Raw genomic sequence first — 17,611 nt, forward strand, 5'->3', positions numbered from 1 at the left:
TGAGGTTCTTTAAGTGGAGGTTTGCTGATATTATTTCAGTCGCAACATTCTCCCAATAATTAGTCGCTTGTACTGCCGTTTAAAATCATCTGGCAGAAAAGAATCATCTATTAGTGCAACCCATTTTATTAGAGCTTTGCGGAATTTCTTGGCAATATTGTCAAGAACCTTATCGTTAACTCCTGATGCTATTATCGACCTTTCAAAGTCGCTGCGTTTCAATCGAGCTTTCTTGCCGTTGAGCGTCAACGCAAGTTCCTCTTTATCTTCCGGCATGACTATAGCTGTAGATAGTAGGTCGTAAGCAGGGGTGAGAGTGTAGCCGAGCGGTGTCTTGTAAAGCGAAAAGTTCTTTAGGTGCATGTCCGAATTGCCCGTAATCCATGAGAATACAACCACCTCCCAATAGTTTACAAGGTCGAGTTGTGGTGTGGCAGAATACTTCTTTATCAGTTTTGCAATCTGCTCATACGAACCTTTATATTTGTATTCTGTAAGGCGTTCTGACAGTTGGCACATGTCCTCCATTGCTATTTTATAACCATTGCGGTCGCGGTCTATACGTCGTGTAATATAGCAGAGCTCGCCATCGGCAAAGCGTATAAGCGAGTGGGGCACCACAGCTATCTTGGCTGCCTCAGCCATATGCATAGTAAGGTCTTCCAGTTCTGGCAAAGCTCGATATGCATCGGTTTGTGGTTTGAGGATATAGCGTCCCCATAGTCCTACTATGGTAAACCGGTCTGGCTCGTTACGTCCACCAGGATTTACATCGAGCGATAGTTTTGCTTGTACACCCGTAAGTGTGGTTTGTGCACGTACCACCTGCTTGGCTAAATCGGATATTTGACTGCGGCAATAGGGTAAAGTGGGAGCTTCTTTCACGCCAAATAACTTGCGTGCGCATGCAGGATGAAAGTCGGTTTGCCCGTCTTTCAATGGCTTATAGCAGTATAGGCATTTATTCATAGTTGAGGCTTTTTATATTTCTTCTTCAGGTACAACGCTCACAGCGCCGATACAGTCTTTGCAACATGCAAGGAGTAGCGACATGCGGTCACGTTGGTTTATCTTCCAACTACGCTCTGCAATATTGAGTAGCCAACCTTCTGGAATTAATCCGTCGAAGAAAGGAAACAGAACCTTGTCCTCATAAGGCTCCTTACGCAGAGGCATACTTAGGCTTATTGGTTCAGCGTCTGGTTGTTGCAGATAGCTGGGATCGTATACAAACGAAAAACCATTCTCGTCCTCTTTCAGCATTCCGGCATATCTTTCGTACATGTATATCTTGGCACTCTTCATAATTATTCTGTCTCCTTTGTTTGTGGTCAACACGTTTCTTTGTTAACAAGTATATTTGTTACCGGTACTGCTCCTACTTCATGTCCGAACAATGCCAGCACTTGATTCACTTTATCAAGACGCAGAGTGGGTTTGCCTTGCTCCAGTTCGCGTACAAACCTTAAACCTACCCCCGACTTCTCTGCAAGGTCGATTTGTGTAAGGTTGAACATTTTGCGACGCTCCTTTACGAATGATGCTATAGGTGAGTCCATTTCTAAATAGTTATATTTAATTTATACCCTTTCGGGTGCAAATATACTAAAAATATTTCATATTGCACCCGAAAGGGTATAAAATATATATTCAATTATATGTTTTTTGCGATTTTGTTGTTATTTTCAAGCAAAAATATTACTTTTGTCTTTATATACTAACCTTTAAAACCATATACTATCATGCTCGTAAAAACTTATTCTGCTGCTGTTAACGGCCTAGACGTTACGACTGTTACGGTTGAGGTGAACATTGTGCCTGGTGTAATGTATCGTATGACTGGACTGGGCGATACTGCTGTTAGGGAAGGACGCGACCGTATAGCGTCGGCTGTGCAGTTCAATGGCTATAAGTTTCCGCATGGCGATATAACTATCAATCTTGCTCCTGCCGACTTAAGAAAGGAAGGCAGTTCGTTTGACTTGCCATTGGCCATAGGTATATTGGCGGCTAGTGGTGGCATTGTGAGCGAAGTATTGGGCGACTATATGATGGTGGGTGAGTTGAGTCTTGATGGAACGCTGCAACCAATTAAAGGCGCACTTCCAATTGCCATAAAGGCAAGGGCAGAGAAGTATAAAGGCCTTATCGTTCCAAAGCAGAACGAGCGCGAGGCTGCTGTTGTGAACAACCTTGACGTATATGGCATGGAAAACATTATAGATGTCATTAAACTTCTTTCTGGTACAGAAAAATACGAACCTACATTTGTTGATACACGTCGCGAGTTTTACGAAAAACAATATAAGTACGAACTCGATTTTGCCGACGTTCGTGGTCAGGAATCTGTAAAACGCGCATTAGAGGTTGCTGCTGCTGGTGGTCACAATCTCATCATGGTAGGCCCTCCTGGTTCTGGCAAGTCGATGATGGCAAAGCGTCTTCCATCAATATTGCCTCCTCTATCGCTTTCCGAGAGTTTAGAGACAACGCAGATACATAGTGTTGCCGGCAAACTGCAACGTGGCACATCGCTTATATCGCAGCGTCCGTTCAGGGCTCCACATCATACTATTAGTGAGGTTGCGCTTGTTGGTGGTGGTTTCAATCCTCAGCCAGGCGAAATATCTTTGGCACATAATGGAGTTCTTTTTGCAGATGAGTTGCCAGAGTTTAATAAGCAAACATTGGAAGTGTTACGCCAACCGCTCGAAGACCATAAGATAACAATATCACGTGCCAAATACACAGTTGAGTTTCCATGCTCCTTCATGTTCATTGCCTCAATGAATCCGTGTCCGTGTGGCTATTACAATGACCCTACCCATAATTGTTGCTGCACACCTGGGCAGATACAACGATATATGAATAAGATTTCGGGTCCGTTGCTCGACCGCATTGACATCCAATGCGAGATAACTCCCGTGCCGTTTAAGGATATATCGCAGGCGCAGCCAGGCGAATCAAGTTCAGTTATTCGCGAACGTGTTATTAAGGCACGCGACATACAGACCGAACGTTTCAAGGACTTTAAAGGCATCCACTGCAATGCTCAAATGACAGAACGTATGATACATCAGTTTGCCGAACCTGATGAGGCTTCTATCAACCAGTTGCGTATGGCAATGGAGAGGTTCTCTCTCTCGGCACGTGCATACAACCGTATACTAAAAGTTGCACGTACCATTGCTGATCTCGATGGATCGGAATGTGTGCAGGTGCAGCATATAAGCGAGGCTATTGGATATAGAAATCTGGATAGAGGCGATTGGGCGGAAAGGAGAATGTATTAAACCCAAATTGGTCATATCTCTAATATATTTAAAGAGGGAGAATTGGATGAAGGTTTGGTATGTGCAAGAAATGCACACACCAAGAATTATGGACGTAGAAGTGGGTTTACGCAAGTGAAAGAAATCACTTGTCATATTGTTTAAGCAAAAACTATCCTACAAACCCCTTCAATTTATCCACCAAATACAGCGGCATATTCAGCAGGTCGTTGTCCTTGCGCATGTTTAGTGTCGACAGGCGGACGGCCAGTCGTGGCGAATAGGTCTTGCGGTAGAGGGCAAGGCTCTTGGCGGTGATGTTGCGGTTGGCTTTTACCTCAATAGGGATTATCTCGCCTTCGTGTTGCAGAATAAACTCCACTTCGGCAGTGTTGCCCGATGTCCAGTAGTATTGCCCGTTGCCAAACTGCCTCACAAGCGACTGCAGCACATAGTTCTCGGCAAGCACTCCTTTGAACTCGGTGAACATCGTGCTGCCTTGGATGGCTGTGCGAGGGTCGAGTCCGAACTTGCGGCACAGTAGTCCAACGTCGTTGAGATACAGTTTGAAAGCATTGCTTTTCTTATAGGCTGAGAGTGGCAGACGCGGGGTTTCTACAGCCGATACACGGTGTACTAGCCCTGCGAGGCACAGCCATTCTATTGCCCCCTCATATTCACGCGCCCTTGCTCCTTGTTTTATGTCGGCATAACGGAATTTCTTGTCTTCGCGTGCCAGTTGGTCCTGAAGATTGGCCCATACCTGAAATACTCGTGGAATGTCCTTGTTGCTGATGTGCTTTGCGAAATCAAGCGAGTAGGATTGCAGTATGCCATCTTGTATGGTTGCCACGTCGCTCCATTGTCGGCTGTCAAGATAGGCACTTACGGCTTCGGGCATACCGCCGAGTGGCAGATATTCTATGTAGGCATCAGTAAGTTGCTCATGCAGCACTTCTGGTACGGTCATCACTTCGTCAATCATTTCGTATGAGGCATAGAGTTTGGCATCGGTTGCACGTAGATACTCAGCGAATGATACTGGCTGTAGTCGCATGAAGTCAACCTTGCCCACAGGAAACGATGCTCCCGAACGGTTAAGGGCAACGCCCAGTAATGATCCGGCGCACACGATACAGTATTCGCGAGCGTCCTCGCAAAAATATTTCAGGCTGTTTAGCGCGTCGTTACATTCTTGTATCTCGTCAAAAATTATTAGTGTGGAGTCTGGGTTGATGGCTTGCCCCATGGTCATCTCAAGTATTTTCAGAAGTTTTCGCGGTTCCTTTGTCCTTGCGAAATCCTCCTTTATGGTAGGCATAGTGTCGAAGTTAATGTATACGGTGCTTTCAAAACACATTTTACCAAACTTTTTCAACGCCCACGATTTGCCTACTTGACGTGCTCCTTGAAGCACCAGTGGCTTTCTTCGCGTGCTTGTCTTCCACTCTTTCAGATGGTCTATTATGTCTCTCTTTATTTCCATATCTATGAATTTGTGGCAAAGTTACACATTTCTCCTATGAAAAAGTGGCAGGATTGCACATTTTTAATACTTATTAATGTAGTTAGTTATCCTTGACCATCGCCGTGGACATCATCACCGAAATTTGTTATCGTGTAATGGCGTAGAATTTGTTTCGTGTAGTTTATTTAAATTTTGTTTGATTTTTTGTACCTTTGTCCCCACATTCACAACATTCATAAACGCAATGAAAAATTCTATTGAGAATCTCTACCAACTTGACGGTAGAGTGCCATTGGGAAAAGCTCTCCCATTCGGTTTACAACACGTGCTGGCAATGTTCGTCAGCAACATCACTCCAATCATGATTCTTGCCGCAGCCGTTGGGCTGGATAGTGCAGTAAGTGCCGCTCTCGTACAGAACTGTATGGTGATAGCCGGTATCGGAACATTGGTGCAGTTGTTCCCAGTATGGCGTGTGGGCTCGCGTTTGCCAATTGTTATGGGCATCTCGTTCACCTTCCTTTCGCTCGCCATCGGCATTGCCGGAACATATGGTATGGGCACACTTATCGGTGCCGTTATTATAGGCGGCCTTGTTGAGGGATTGCTCGGACTTTTTGTCAAGTATTGGATTAAGCTTATCCCGCATGTTGTGTCGGCCACTGTTGTTACTGCTATAGGTTTCTCTCTTTTGCCTATTGGTGCCAACTCGTTTGCAGGTGGTATGGGTGCACCCGATTTTGGTAGCATGAGTAATTGGATTGTAGGCTCTGTTACACTTCTTGCCTGCCTCCTTTGCCAGGTCTTTGCAAAGGGATTCCTTCGTTCGCTCTCAGTACTTGTAGGTCTTGTTGTGGGCTATGTGTTGGCTTGTTTTATGGGAATGGTCAATTTCGATAGCTTGTCGGGTCAGTCAATCATCGCTCTTCCACGTTTGCTCCCGTTCACACCAGAGTTTAATATAGGTGCCATATTGTCTGTAGTGGCTGTATATCTTGTATCGGCAACCGAGACAATAGGCGATACTTCTGCCCTTTGCAATAGTGCATTGAAGCGCGACCCAGAAACAAAGGAGATGGGCTCAGCTATTTGTTGCGATGGTTTCGTAAGTTCAGTTTCTGGTTTGTTCGGTTGTACCCCAATCACATCGTTCAGTCAGAATGTAGGTCTTGCAGCCATATCAGGTGTTGTAAACCGCTTTACCATTGGCGTTGGAGCAGTTGTTATGATTATTGGTGGTGTGTTCCCAGTTATTGGTGCCGCTCTTACCACTATTCCTCAAGCAGTTCTTGGCGGTTGTACAATAATGATGTTCGGCAGCATTCTCTTTGCTGGATTTGGTATGATGTCGCGTGCTGGATTCTCTCAGCGCAATATGGTTATTGTTAGCTTGTCGCTTAGTGTTGGTCTTGGCTTTACCCAGGCAACAGGTATGTTTGCCATTTTCCCTGAGATAGTACGCACAGTGTTTGCCGAAAACTGCGTGGCAGTGGTATTCCTTCTTGCCGTAATTCTTAATCTTGTTTTGCCTAAGAAGATGGTGGTTGAATAACAACAGAATATAATAATTAGCTAATACAGCTAAACCCTATATAAAAAAGTAGCGGAGGCCATAAGGTCCCCGCTACTTTTTTAGTAGTACGCTCGGCATGAGCATTGTCTAACGGGTGAAAGTCCCGAGCAAGCCCTAATAGCGGGAATTGCATAGTCAAAGGCAAGGGTGTTCATCGCGAGATGAAATCTGAAGGAAGCCCAAGACAAACATCTGACCTAACGGACAGAAACTTCATATAAGGCATGTGACCGTGGGTGAGGTTGCTATTCAAACCAAAGCCCAATAGCTATTCGGAACGGTCGGTGTAAATGAAGTAGGTATAAGATGGAAAGACAACGCCCTTATCCGAGGAGGTCTCACGGACGCTTCAAATAGTTGTTTTTACGAAAGAAGTGGAGTAAAGCTTGCCGTGAGAAGTCAGCAGACGTCATAGTAGTGCAACAATCGATAACGTTGCACGAAGGGCTGAACCTAACAATTAAACGATAGTAATTGAAACATACCTTATGAAGGAAAGAATGCAGAAAACATTATCCCAAGTTAATGGCTGCCCCCAAAGAAATAGGTCGGAAACCGAATGGTATGGGGGAGTGCAGACCTTCATGTGGATGTGTGAAGACAACATCGTGGAAGTACCATTCGACAAGGAACACCTTTTCGAGCAAATTCTTAGTCCCACAAATCTCAATCGAGCATACAAAGCAGTTATGAGAAACAAGGGCTGTGGTGGTATCGACAAGATGTCGTGCGAGCAATTGTTCCCATGGCTCCTGACCAATAAGGATGAACTCACCCGTTCCTTGATGGACGGTTCTTACCGTCCGAACCCAGTAAAAAGGGTAGAAATACCCAAGGACAATGGCAAGATGCGCCTGTTGGGAATACCTACAGTAGTAGACCGTCTGGTGCAACAAGCCATCAACCAAGTATTGACTCCCATCTATGAGAACCAATTCTCCAAGACGAGCTACGGCTTCCGTCCGAGAAGAGGATGCCATGACGCACTACGAGGAGCGCGAAGGATAGTCAACGAAGGCTACATATATGTAGTCGACCTTGACCTTGAACGCTTCTTCGACACGGTGAGCCATAGCAAACTCATAGAAATCCTCAGCCGTACGATAAAAGACGGCAGAGTGGTCAGTCTTATACACAAATATCTCCGAAGTGGTGTAATGAACAAAGGTTTGTTTGAAGCGAGCGAGGAAGGAACTCCCCAAGGCGGTCCGCTAAGTCCATTGTTGAGTAACATAATGCTCAACGAATTGGACAAGGAACTTGAACGCAGAGAACTCCCCTTTGTGCGCTATGCCGATGACTCGATGATATTCTGCAAGTCCAAAAGGGCTGCAATGCGAGTGAAGGAGTCTATAACCCGATTTATAGAGAATACTCTATATCTCAAAGTCAACAAGGAAAAGACCGTAGTGTCGTATGTGCGCGGAGTGAAATACCTCGGCTACTCCTTTTATGTGATGAAAGGCGAATGCCAACTCACGGTGCACCCAAAGTCCAAAGCCAAGATGAAGTCAAGGTTGAAAGAACTGACAAACCGCAGCAATGGATGGGGATATGCCAAGAGAAAGCAGAAGCTGAAAGAATACATACGAGGTTGGGTCGGCTATTATCACTTTGCCAATATGAAGCGTCTCTTGCTTGTAACAGACGAATGGTTAAGACGTAGAATACGCATGTGTATATGGAAAGCTTGGAAGAAAGTCAAGACAAAAGTGGCAAACCTCATTAGATGCGGTATCAATAAATACCAAGCATACGAATGGGGTAACACTCGCAAGGGCTATTGGCGAATAGCTGACAGCCCTGTTCTAAAAAGGGCGATAGATAACAATAAACTACGCTCCGCAGGGTATGCTACTTTAATGGAGGCGTATCTCGAATGGTATCCAAAATAGGAACCGCCGTATGCGGAACCGCACGTACGGTGGTGTGAGAGGTCGGAAAACGAAAGTAGGAAGAAAACTGCTTCGTTTTCCTCCTACTCGATTGCTCGGCACGAGCATTGTCTAACGGGTGCAAGTCCCGAGTAAGCCCTAATAGCGGGAATTACATAGCCAAGGGCAAGGGTGTTCATCGTGAGGTGAAATCTGAAAGAAGCCGGCGGCAAACATCTGACCTAACGGACAGAAACTTCATATAAGGCATTTGACCATGGATGAGATTGCTAAACAAATCAAAGTCCCATAGCTATTCGGAATGGTTGGTGTAAATGGAGTAGGTATAAGATGGAAAGACAAAGCCCTTATCCGAGGAGGTCTCACGGACGCTTCAAATAGTTTTTTTTTTACGAAAGAAGCGGAGTAAAGCTTGTCGTGAGAAGTCAGCAGACGCCATAGTAGTGCAATCGTCGATAATGTTGCACGAAGGGCTGAACCTAACAATTAAACGATAGTAATTGAAACATACCTCATGAAGGAAAGAATGCAGAAAACATTATCCCAAGTTAATGGCTGCCCCCAAAGAGATAGGTCGGAAACCGAATGGTATGGGGGAGTGCAGACCTTCATGTGGATGTGTGAAGACAACATCGTGGAAGTACCATTCGACAAGGAACACCTTTTCGAGCAAATCCTTAGTCCTGCGAATCTCAACCGAGCCTACAAGGCTGTTATGAGAAACAAAGGCTGTGGTGGTATCGACAAGATGTCGTGCGAGCAGTTGCTCCCATGGCTCTTGACCAATAAGGACTTGCTCATCCGTTCCTTGATGGACGGCTCTTACCGTCCGAACCCAGTGAAAAGGGTAGAAATACCCAAAGACAATGGCAAGATGCGCCTGTTGGGAATACCTACAGTAGTAGACCGTTTGGTGCAGCAAGCCATCAACCAAGTACTGACTCCCATCTATGAGAACCAATTCTCCAAGACGAGCTACGGCTTCCGACCGAGAAGAGGATGCCATGACGCACTACGAGGGGCGCAAAAGATAGTTAACGAAGGCTACATATATGTAGTAGACCTTGACCTTGAACGCTTCTTCGACACCGTGAGCCATAGCAAACTCATAGAAATCCTCAGCCGTACGATAAAAGATGGCAGAGTGGTCAGTCTTATACACAAGTATCTCCGAAGTGGTGTAATGGACAAAGGCTTGTTTGAAGCGAGCGAAGAGGGAACTCCCCAAGGAGGACCGCTAAGTCCGTTGTTGAGTAATATAATGCTCAACGAATTGGACAAAGAACTCGACCGCAGAGGACTCCCCTTTGTGCGCTATGCCGATGACTCGATGATATTCTGCAAGTCCAAAAGAGCAGCAAGGCGAGTAAAGGAGTCTATAACCCGATTTATAGAAAATGTTCTATATCTCAAAGTCAACAAGGAAAAGACTGTAGTGTCGTATGTGCGCGGAGTGAAATACCTCGGCTATTCCTTTTATGTAATGAAGGGCAAATGTCAACTCATGGTGCACCCAAAGTCCAAAGCCAAGATGAAGTCAAAGCTAAAAGAACTGACAAGTCGCAGCAACGGATGGGGATATGCCAAGAGGAAGCAAAAGCTGAAAGAATACATAAGAGGGTGGGTCGGTTATTATCACCTTGCCAACATGAAGCGTCTCTTGCTGGAGACAGACGAATGGTTAAGACGTAGAATACGCATGTGTATATGGAAAGCTTGGAAGAAAGTCAAGACAAAAGTGGCAAACCTTATCAGATGTGGTATTAATAAATACCAAGCATACGAATGGGGTAATACTCGTAAGGGTTATTGGCGAATAGCTGATAGTCCTGTTCTAAAAAGGGCGATAGATAACAATAAGCTACGCTCCGCAGGGTATGCTACTTTAATGGGGACATATCTCGAATGGCACCAAAAATAGGAACCGCCGTATGCGGAACCGCATGTACGGTGGTGTGAGAGGTCGGAAAACGAAAGTAGGAAGAAAACTACTTCGTTTTCCTCCTACTCGATTAGGTATATCATACATTTAATTGTTCTGTTTTACCTCAGAGTACGTTGCTTTACATTATATCCCGTCATCTCCACAAACGGAACCTTCTGTCTTGCATCTGCCTTATTCCATTCTATGTTGACAAAGCATTCCTCGCCAGGCATAAGGTGGAAGTAGTTGTCCGAGTAATCAACCGGAAGTACCTGCTCGCCGTCATCCGTTTTAAGGTTCAGTCTTATCATCATTGCTGGTGTGTCGCAAGCATTCTTTAAGAACACAGTAAGTGTATTGTCCGAGTATCGTTCGGTTGAAACGGTAAGGTTTACCTCGGGTAGAGATGCAAGTTGTTGTAGGTTTCCCTCGTTGGCAGACAGCACGTAGAAGTTGGTAGATAGTGTCTCTCCCTTACTGTCTGCAAGCTTCAATCGTATGTAGTACACATCTCCGTCTATACCATCCGGCACAGAGTCGGTGGCAAGTGCAGGCAATTCAATAGTCGATACTCCTTTTATGTCGGTGGTATTGCTGTCCATACATATAAGGTTGCCGTTTATGTCGAGCAACTCACGTGTAGCAACAAGCCCCTTATGATTTACGTCTATGCGGTTTACTATCTCTATGTTTCGTGTCAAGGCGTTGCGTTGTATGTGCAATGGTTCGCAAGCCTTGCGTGCTCCATAGAAGGCAGCTGTAGGCTCGAAGTAATAGTCGTAGCATTGCCATGTGTAACTTGGCCAGCAAGCATGGCTCATCCATATGAGCAAGCCTTGCAGATACTTAGAGTCAGCCTCGTACATAGCACGATATCCTTCATAGTTCTGCCACTGGGCAAGGCGTGTAAATTCGTCGGCAGATGTAATCTTGCCGAACATCTTCTCTACAATAGCCATGAACGATGCGCCGCGCTGAGCGCCTGCCTGCGTAAAGTCGTGTTGTCCCCAAGCATCTCCTGGTCTCCATTCAACTGTGTTGCCAAGTGTTTTATGTGTGCCTTCGGGTGTCATTATGTTAGGCATTCCACGTTCGGTATGCAATTTCCCGCTTTGTTTTGCAAAGTAAGTGCGAGCAGGCTCTGCCCAATATGGTCCGTGTCCACTTACTCCCTCGTCTGCCGAAGACGATATGTATAGCATATTTGGGTTCATTTCTGCCACGGTTTTACGCAAAGCATCGTCAAGAGTCTTAGGTGGATATCCCTCGTTACGTCCGCAGTATAGGGCAATGGATGGATGACGTCGCATACGACTTGTAAAGTCGCGTGCATTGCGCATAAACATTTCCTCGTCATCTGGGTCGGGTCCGTCGGCAGGATTGGCAAGCCAGAAGTCTTGCCACACCATAATGCCATACTTGTCGCAAGCATCATAAAATTCCTCGTCGCCCGTCATTCCAACCCAGTTGCGTATCATGTTGAAGTTCATGTCACGGTGTAGACGCACGGCAATGTCGTATTCGCGTTGGCGATAGTTGAGGTTCGACTCTGAGAACCCCCAGTTACCTCCCAATGGAACAAGGCATTTGCCGTTAACATATAGTTTAAGCTGTGTCTTTGCATCGGCGTATCGTACCTCTCTTATACCTGCCTTGTAGCCTATACGAGCATTGGTTGTGTTGTTCTGTTTATCGTTTGCTACGAACTCAAATCCAGCTTCGTGTAGATATGGCTCGCCGTATCCGTTAGGCCACCAAAGGCGTATGCGCTGGTCGTTAAGTGTGGGGTATTGTTCGGGATTAAATACTACCTCGCATTGTTCGCCAGCTTTTAGCGTAAGCTTTTTCTCGAACTTGAGGTTGCCAATCCATCCTTTCAGCGTTCCGCTTACATCTTTATTTAGCCAGTTGTGTGCTATGACACGTGGTGTAATGCAAGCCAGTGTGTCTGGCAGATTGTCAAGATGGGTGCTTACTACGGGATCTGAAAGTGTTACAGAGGCTGTCGACGTAAGGTATACATCGTTCCATATACCGATATCACGACCTCTAATGGTTGATATCCAGTCCCAACCGGTTGTTGCATGAAATGTAGGGTTGTCGGCGCCAAGTATGCCTCCGTTGAAGTCGGTGTTAAGATGGTTCTTTTCTTTTATAGACCCTGGGTGCGCATTTTTGTGTATTAGCACAGCCATGGTGTTCACCCCATTATTAATATAAGGTGTAATGTCGACCGTAGAGCGTGTAAATGCGCCCTCTATGCGGTCTATCTTCTTGCCATTGAGCCATACATCGGCTTTCCAATTTATACCGTCGAAGTTTAGCAGTACGCGTTGTCCTCTCATCTCCTGCGGTATAACGAAGGTGCGTCTATACCAAAAGTTGGAGCAGAAGTAGGCATCGCTTATGCTGAACATATTATCAGCGTAGTTGGGATTGGCTATGGCACCATAGTTTACGAAGCTTGTTAGTACTGTTCCCGGAACTGTTGCTGCTATCCAACCATTATCTGTAGTAAACTTGTCTGTAGATAAAGTTTCGCCACCCACTGTTACTTGCGAGGCTCGGCACACCTTCCAGTCGCCAGCATTTAGCATCATTCGGTTGTTGGCGTATGTGTCTTTGGTGTTAGGCATAGTGCGATTGATTCCCTTGCCCTCCACTTTAAGTTCGCTCAATATATAAGTCTTTGTTGGTATATCGCCCGTCTTGGCCACGTCTATGCTGCCCCCTTCCATATTAACACGTACGTAACGACAGTCTATATGATTTAGGCTGATGCGGTCGTAGTTGCGCTTGCTATTGTTTGGCAATTCTGCCACACGTTGCCATTGCTGTGCATCGTCGCTCACTTCTATATATCCGTGTCGTGGTCGGCGTATCCATGAAAGGTTTATGCTCGAAACAGTACACTTTCCTGCAAGGTCCACTTGTGCCCACTCATTTCCTTCGCCGGCACTCATCCAAGCACTGCCAAAGTGCGAGTTTGGTATAACGTCTGCCAGCACTCGTTCTCCGTTATTGTAGAAGTCGATGTTGAATACTGTCCAGTATGCAGCTCCCTCCATGCTGAACTCTATACGTATGTTGTTGATATCTTGGCAGTCTTTAGGCAAGTCTAATTGTATATTTATGTCACGCTGTGGCAATAGCGATGTTCCTGTTTGCTTGTTTGGGTCGCTGTTTACTTTGTGTTTGGATAAAGCTCTGGGTAGTCCGTCGCCTTTGCTTTCTGCTACCACGTGCCATTCTTTCTTGTTTCTGCGTCCATTAGGCATCAACACACGTATGCTATAGCCCTTGTTGGCCTTGCTCTCGTCGTAAGCCACGTTGCATCTTAGGCTTATGCGGTTTGCCTTTACCGACATAGCGGTCCACTGATATTGTAGATAGTTGCTGTAGCCCATAAGTGTGTTGCGTGTCCACTCGCCTCCATCTATAGCCCATTCTCGTTCGCGTCTTGGCAGAGGTCCGTCGGCATTGCTAACGGTTAGGGTAGGGGGCATGGTTTTATATACTATGCCGTCTGTAATAAGTTGTCCTGTAAGATTGTAGTCAAAGCACGACGATGTGCGCACCTGACGCATTAACGATAAGTTGTCTGTATTGTCGGGTGTGGCGGCAATAGTTGCCGTTGCAAATAATGATGATGCAATGATGATGTTGGCTATTTTCATAGGATAGGTCATATTAAAAGTAGGTTTTGTAGGTTCGGTGGCTTAGGATGTTTTGCTAAAAAGCGATAAGTCTATGCGAAGTTAACAAAAGAATTTTAAATGAACAAGCAATTTATATATGTAAAGATGTTTTACTCAGATTTTTACATTACCTTTGCACAACATTTAGATAAAGTAGAATCTTAAATAGAAAACAAGGTACTTATACTAACGAAATGGAATGGATTGAAAGTCTTTTCACGATACACTCTGCCGTGCAGACTATAGTGTTGCTCTCGCTTATTGTGTCTACCGGACTTGCTCTTGGCAAGATGCATGTCAAAGGTATTTCGCTTGGAGTGGCGTTTGTGTTCTTTATAGGTATAGTTGCAGGTAGTCTGCATTTCTCGGCCGATGAGCAGATGCTTCATTTTGCCGAGACGCTTGGCTTGTCTCTTTTTGTGTATGCACTTGGCTTGCATGTGGGTCCCAACTTCATTGGTATGATGCGCAATGAGGGTGTGTCGCTCAATATGTGGGGCTTGGGCGTCATAGCTCTTGGCACCGTTATGGCGCTTGCCCTATGTCTTGTGTTGCCTATATCTATACCCGACATGGTTGGTATACTGTGTGGTGCCACTACCAATACACCTGCTCTTGGTGCAGCCCAGCAAGCTCTTGCCACTGCTCATCTATCAAGTAGCGGTGCAGCCCTTGGTTGTGCTGTTACCTATCCGCTTGGTGTTGTAGGTGTTATTGTTGCCATGATATTGTTGCGTAAGTTTATTGTGCGCCCAGACGACCTTTCGCCCAACAAGTCGGATGATGACGACCAGACCTTTGTTGGACAGTTTGTTGTTGTCAACCCAGCTATATCGTGTAAGACCATTGCCGAGATATCGCAGAAAACCCATCGCCACTTCATTATCTCCCGTATTTGGCGAGGCGACAATGTAATTGTCCCGCTTGCCTCTACCGAGATGCAGATAGGCGACAATGTGCTTGTTGTTACCAATCGTGATGAGGTGCCTGCCATGGACATTCTTTTTGGCAAGCGTGTGGAGAAGGATTGGAACCGCGACCATATTGATTGGAACTCCATCGATTCGTCTATGGAGAGCCGTGTGATAGTTATGACGCGTACCAAACTAAATGGTAAGACTCTTGGATCGCTGCGTGTACGCCAGACCTATGGTGTTAATGTTTCGCGTGTAATGCGTGGCGATATCAAGTTGCTTGCTGTCGACTCTTTGCATCTGCAATATGGCGATCGTCTTACGGTTGTTGGCACTCACGAGGACATCAGTCATGCAGAGGCTTTCCTCGGCAATGCTGTTCAGGTGCTTAATGAGCCCAATCTCGGTGCCATTTTCTTTGGTCTCTTACTTGGTTTGGCTGTAGGTATGATACCTATTTCTATTCCTGGAATGAGTGCTCCAGTTAAGCTTGGCATAGCCGGCGGCCCAATTATAATGGGTATTCTTATCGGAGCCTTAGGCTCACGAGTTCACTTTATAAGCTATACCACACGTTCTGCGTCGCTCATGCTTCGCAAGCTTGGTTTGTCGCTATATCTTGCTTGTCTTGGTTTGGCAGCCGGTAAGGACTTCCTTACTACCATAATACGTCCTGAGGGATTGTTGTGGGTTGGCATTGGTGTTGTGCTTACAATACTCCCGCTACTCATTATCGGAGCGGTTGCATTGAAGACTAAGAAGTTCGATTTTGGCACAGTCTGTGGATTGTTATGTGGCTCTATGGCAAATCCTATGGCTCTAAGCTATGCCAACGAAACAATACCAGGCGATCGCGCAGCTGTGGCTTACACATCGGTTTATCCACTTGGTATGTTCATACGCGTGATAATAGCGCAAGTGATAATAATGTTTATGGTTTGATGAATTAGTAACTCATAATTCGTAATTCCTAACTCCTAACTCGTAACTCAATATGCAAAACCCTCCCGATTATCGTCACGATACAGTTCTGCCCCTTCCGTTAGAAGTTACTGCCAATGCATGGGCAGTAGATGCTGCTTGCTCAGGCAATCCAGGCCCGATGGAATATCAAGCCATTGACCTTGCCACCGGAGCTCAAGTATTTCATTTCGGTCCAGTGCATGGCACCAATAATATAGGCGAGTTTCTTGCTATCGTGCACGCTCTTGCTCTGCTCGACAAGCAGGGCATAACGGGCAAGACTATATATAGCGATTCGCACAATGCTATATTGTGGGTGCAGAAACGACAATGCAAGACAAAGCTTCTGCGTACACCGCAGACCGAACAATTGTATCAAATCATAGCAAGAGCAGAGGCTTGGTTGCGCACGCATCAGATAAAGAACCCTATATTGAAGTGGGAAACAAAGAAATGGGGAGAAGTGCCGGCTGACTTTGGCCGCAAGTAGAGTCTATTTCTTTTCTGTTGCGCCAGCTCGCCATGCCGTTGGCGTGCAGTCGGCTTTTTGTTTGAATACCCTATACAAATGGGTACGCGACGAGAATCCACATTCGGTAGATATTATTTCGTTGTTGTATTCAGGATATTTTATCATCATCTCTTTGGCTGCGTTAAATCGGATATCGCTTAGCCATATCCTGAATGTAGAGTCAAGACATTGGTCGAAGTATAGCGAAAGGTCGTCTTTGGATATGCCTATTGCAAGCGACAACATCAGCATATTTACCGAACAATCCTTATAGCCTTTCTTGCCGCACCACTCGTCAAGCCTTTTCTTTATCAAGTCTATGCGTTCTTCGGTCAAGATATTTTGCTTGCCCGATGTGTTGCGCATGTTGTTTGTCGCACCCTGTTGACTGTTGTCAACAATGTCGTCATTTTCTACTTTCTTACTTAACTCCTTGTCTCCTTCCAAGTCAAGCAGTTCGTCTGTAGGCATATAACTATAGCCAAGTGCCACGAAGGTAATGCAGAATACAAGGAAGGCAATGAGCACCAATGGCGCAACTATACATGTTAATGGGGTGTGTATAATAGCGAATGGCACAGTAGAGACAGATATCAGTAGCATAGCTACGCAGGCGTGGGCATAGCGCATAAATGGCAGCATGTCCGAGGCTGTCATTGCTTCTAACATCATACGGTGTCTTTTTATAGCAATGACAATCTTGGTGATACAGTATATTACATTGATCAAGTGCAGTAACATCATTACGTACAGCCATCCGCCTATATACATACTGCCGGTATTGCAATAGCCTGCCACAACAGCTCCTATGGTGGCAGCATATATACTGCCACATACTATGTACATCTGTTTGAAGTGGGCGTGTGGTGCCTCAATGTTGTATATGCCCAATGCTGTTAACGTGAAGCAAGGAATATAGAATATAATGTTGATTAAGGCGCCCAATTCGGTGCTTGTGGCTCGGAATCCAAACTTCATCTGTACAAAAAACTGCGATGCAAAACCTATCATAGCCACGAAAAATAGCCAACGCGACTGCTCGTATCGCTTGTTTTTCCAGCGTACATGTATAGAGCTTATACCTAATATCATGGCGTTTATCACCATGAATATAAAGCAAGTGTATTGTGTGATGAATAAAAGGTCCATAATTAGCTAAGATTAGTTATATGCAAAAATACAACTTTTATTGGAAATGACCATGATAAAGGACCGATTTTTAAATAAAAAATAGCAGCGGAGGCAATGACCATCCGCTGCATCTTCAAGCGGCGCTCCGCTTTAGTCTCCTTATAAAACCTTAAGAGACTATCTTCTTATAACAACCTTGTGACTTATATTCTTAAAACAATTTTATGTCTTAAAAACTTAATGCAAAAATATAAAAATATAA

12 protein-coding genes are annotated in these 17,611 nt (G+C 45.3%); 6 read left to right on the forward strand and 6 right to left on the reverse strand.

All coding sequences use genetic code 11. From position 1 onward, the window contains the following. Positions 1-30: 30 nt before the first annotated feature. The 3 genes from C9991_RS03995 to C9991_RS04005 are packed head-to-tail and all read right to left on the reverse strand — an operon-like array spanning position 31 to position 1,559. Positions 31-969 (reverse strand): HipA domain-containing protein, encoded by a 939-nt coding sequence (locus tag C9991_RS03995; protein WP_106811305.1) that lies wholly within the window; start codon positions 967-969, stop codon positions 31-33. 12 nt (positions 970-981) lie between these two features. Next, on the reverse strand, positions 982-1,305 hold the full coding sequence (locus tag C9991_RS04000) for a HipA N-terminal domain-containing protein (protein ID WP_106811744.1): 324 nt from the start codon (positions 1,303-1,305) through the stop codon (positions 982-984). Positions 1,306-1,331: 26 nt separating this feature from the next. Beyond that, entirely contained in the window at positions 1,332-1,559 is a 228-nt protein-coding gene (locus C9991_RS04005; RefSeq protein WP_106811306.1) for a helix-turn-helix transcriptional regulator, read from the reverse strand. Between the two features lie 183 nt (positions 1,560-1,742). Between C9991_RS04005 and C9991_RS04010 the strand changes: the two genes are divergently transcribed. Further along, a complete protein-coding gene (locus C9991_RS04010; protein WP_106811307.1) occupies positions 1,743-3,293 on the forward strand; it encodes a YifB family Mg chelatase-like AAA ATPase in 1,551 nt (516 codons plus the stop codon). Between the two features lie 151 nt (positions 3,294-3,444). Here the strand turns inward: C9991_RS04010 and C9991_RS04015 are convergent, their stop codons facing one another. After that, positions 3,445-4,758, reverse strand: a complete 1,314-nt coding sequence (locus tag C9991_RS04015; RefSeq protein WP_106811308.1) for an ATP-binding protein — start codon at positions 4,756-4,758, stop codon at positions 3,445-3,447. 226 nt (positions 4,759-4,984) lie between these two features. Between C9991_RS04015 and C9991_RS04020 the strand changes: the two genes are divergently transcribed. From C9991_RS04020 to ltrA (C9991_RS04035), 3 genes are all read left to right on the forward strand, one after another. After that, positions 4,985-6,292 (forward strand): uracil-xanthine permease family protein, encoded by a 1,308-nt coding sequence (locus C9991_RS04020; RefSeq protein WP_106811309.1) that lies wholly within the window; start codon positions 4,985-4,987, stop codon positions 6,290-6,292. Positions 6,293-6,801: 509 nt separating this feature from the next. Next, a complete protein-coding gene (gene ltrA, locus C9991_RS04025; RefSeq protein ID WP_106810824.1) occupies positions 6,802-8,208 on the forward strand; it encodes a group II intron reverse transcriptase/maturase in 1,407 nt (468 codons plus the stop codon). 514 nt (positions 8,209-8,722) lie between these two features. Beyond that, a complete protein-coding gene (gene ltrA / locus C9991_RS04035) occupies positions 8,723-10,129 on the forward strand; it encodes a group II intron reverse transcriptase/maturase (protein WP_106811310.1) in 1,407 nt (468 codons plus the stop codon). A gap of 122 nt (positions 10,130-10,251) precedes the next feature. Here the strand turns inward: ltrA (C9991_RS04035) and C9991_RS04040 are convergent, their stop codons facing one another. Further along, positions 10,252-13,821, reverse strand: coding sequence for a glycosyl hydrolase 2 galactose-binding domain-containing protein (locus tag C9991_RS04040; RefSeq protein WP_106811311.1), 3,570 nt, complete (start codon positions 13,819-13,821; stop codon positions 10,252-10,254). A gap of 203 nt (positions 13,822-14,024) precedes the next feature. On the opposite strand from C9991_RS04040, the gene C9991_RS04045 reads away from it, so the two are divergent. Further along, positions 14,025-15,686 (forward strand): putative transporter, encoded by a 1,662-nt coding sequence (locus tag C9991_RS04045; protein WP_106811312.1) that lies wholly within the window; start codon positions 14,025-14,027, stop codon positions 15,684-15,686. Between the two features lie 52 nt (positions 15,687-15,738). Further along, positions 15,739-16,197, forward strand: coding sequence for an RNase H family protein (locus tag C9991_RS04050; RefSeq protein ID WP_106811313.1), 459 nt, complete (start codon positions 15,739-15,741; stop codon positions 16,195-16,197). 3 nt (positions 16,198-16,200) lie between these two features. Here C9991_RS04050 and C9991_RS16970 read toward each other — a convergent pair whose 3' ends face one another. After that, on the reverse strand, positions 16,201-17,367 hold the full coding sequence (locus C9991_RS16970; RefSeq protein ID WP_232823236.1) for an AraC family transcriptional regulator: 1,167 nt from the start codon (positions 17,365-17,367) through the stop codon (positions 16,201-16,203). Positions 17,368-17,611 lie beyond the last annotated feature (244 nt).

This window comes from Prevotella merdae (genome assembly GCF_900290275.1).
Lineage (GTDB): Bacteria > Bacteroidota > Bacteroidia > Bacteroidales > Bacteroidaceae > Prevotella > Prevotella merdae.

Excerpts from the sequence above, each read along its gene's own strand:
- C9991_RS03995 (WP_106811305.1), bottom strand. The coding sequence starts at position 969 with ATGAATAAATGCCTATACTGCTATAAGCCATTGAAAGACGGGCAAACC.
- C9991_RS04000 (WP_106811744.1), bottom strand. The coding sequence starts at position 1,305 with ATGAAGAGTGCCAAGATATACATGTACGAAAGATATGCCGGAATGCTG.
- C9991_RS04005 (WP_106811306.1), bottom strand. The coding sequence starts at position 1,559 with ATGGACTCACCTATAGCATCATTCGTAAAGGAGCGTCGCAAAATGTTC.
- C9991_RS04010 (WP_106811307.1), top strand. The coding sequence starts at position 1,743 with ATGCTCGTAAAAACTTATTCTGCTGCTGTTAACGGCCTAGACGTTACG.
- C9991_RS04015 (WP_106811308.1), bottom strand. The coding sequence starts at position 4,758 with ATGGAAATAAAGAGAGACATAATAGACCATCTGAAAGAGTGGAAGACA.
- C9991_RS04020 (WP_106811309.1), top strand. The coding sequence starts at position 4,985 with ATGAAAAATTCTATTGAGAATCTCTACCAACTTGACGGTAGAGTGCCA.
- ltrA (WP_106810824.1), top strand. The coding sequence starts at position 6,802 with ATGAAGGAAAGAATGCAGAAAACATTATCCCAAGTTAATGGCTGCCCC.
- ltrA (WP_106811310.1), top strand. The coding sequence starts at position 8,723 with ATGAAGGAAAGAATGCAGAAAACATTATCCCAAGTTAATGGCTGCCCC.
- C9991_RS04040 (WP_106811311.1), bottom strand. The coding sequence starts at position 13,821 with ATGACCTATCCTATGAAAATAGCCAACATCATCATTGCATCATCATTA.
- C9991_RS04045 (WP_106811312.1), top strand. The coding sequence starts at position 14,025 with ATGGAATGGATTGAAAGTCTTTTCACGATACACTCTGCCGTGCAGACT.
- C9991_RS04050 (WP_106811313.1), top strand. The coding sequence starts at position 15,739 with ATGCAAAACCCTCCCGATTATCGTCACGATACAGTTCTGCCCCTTCCG.
- C9991_RS16970 (WP_232823236.1), bottom strand. The coding sequence starts at position 17,367 with ATGGACCTTTTATTCATCACACAATACACTTGCTTTATATTCATGGTG.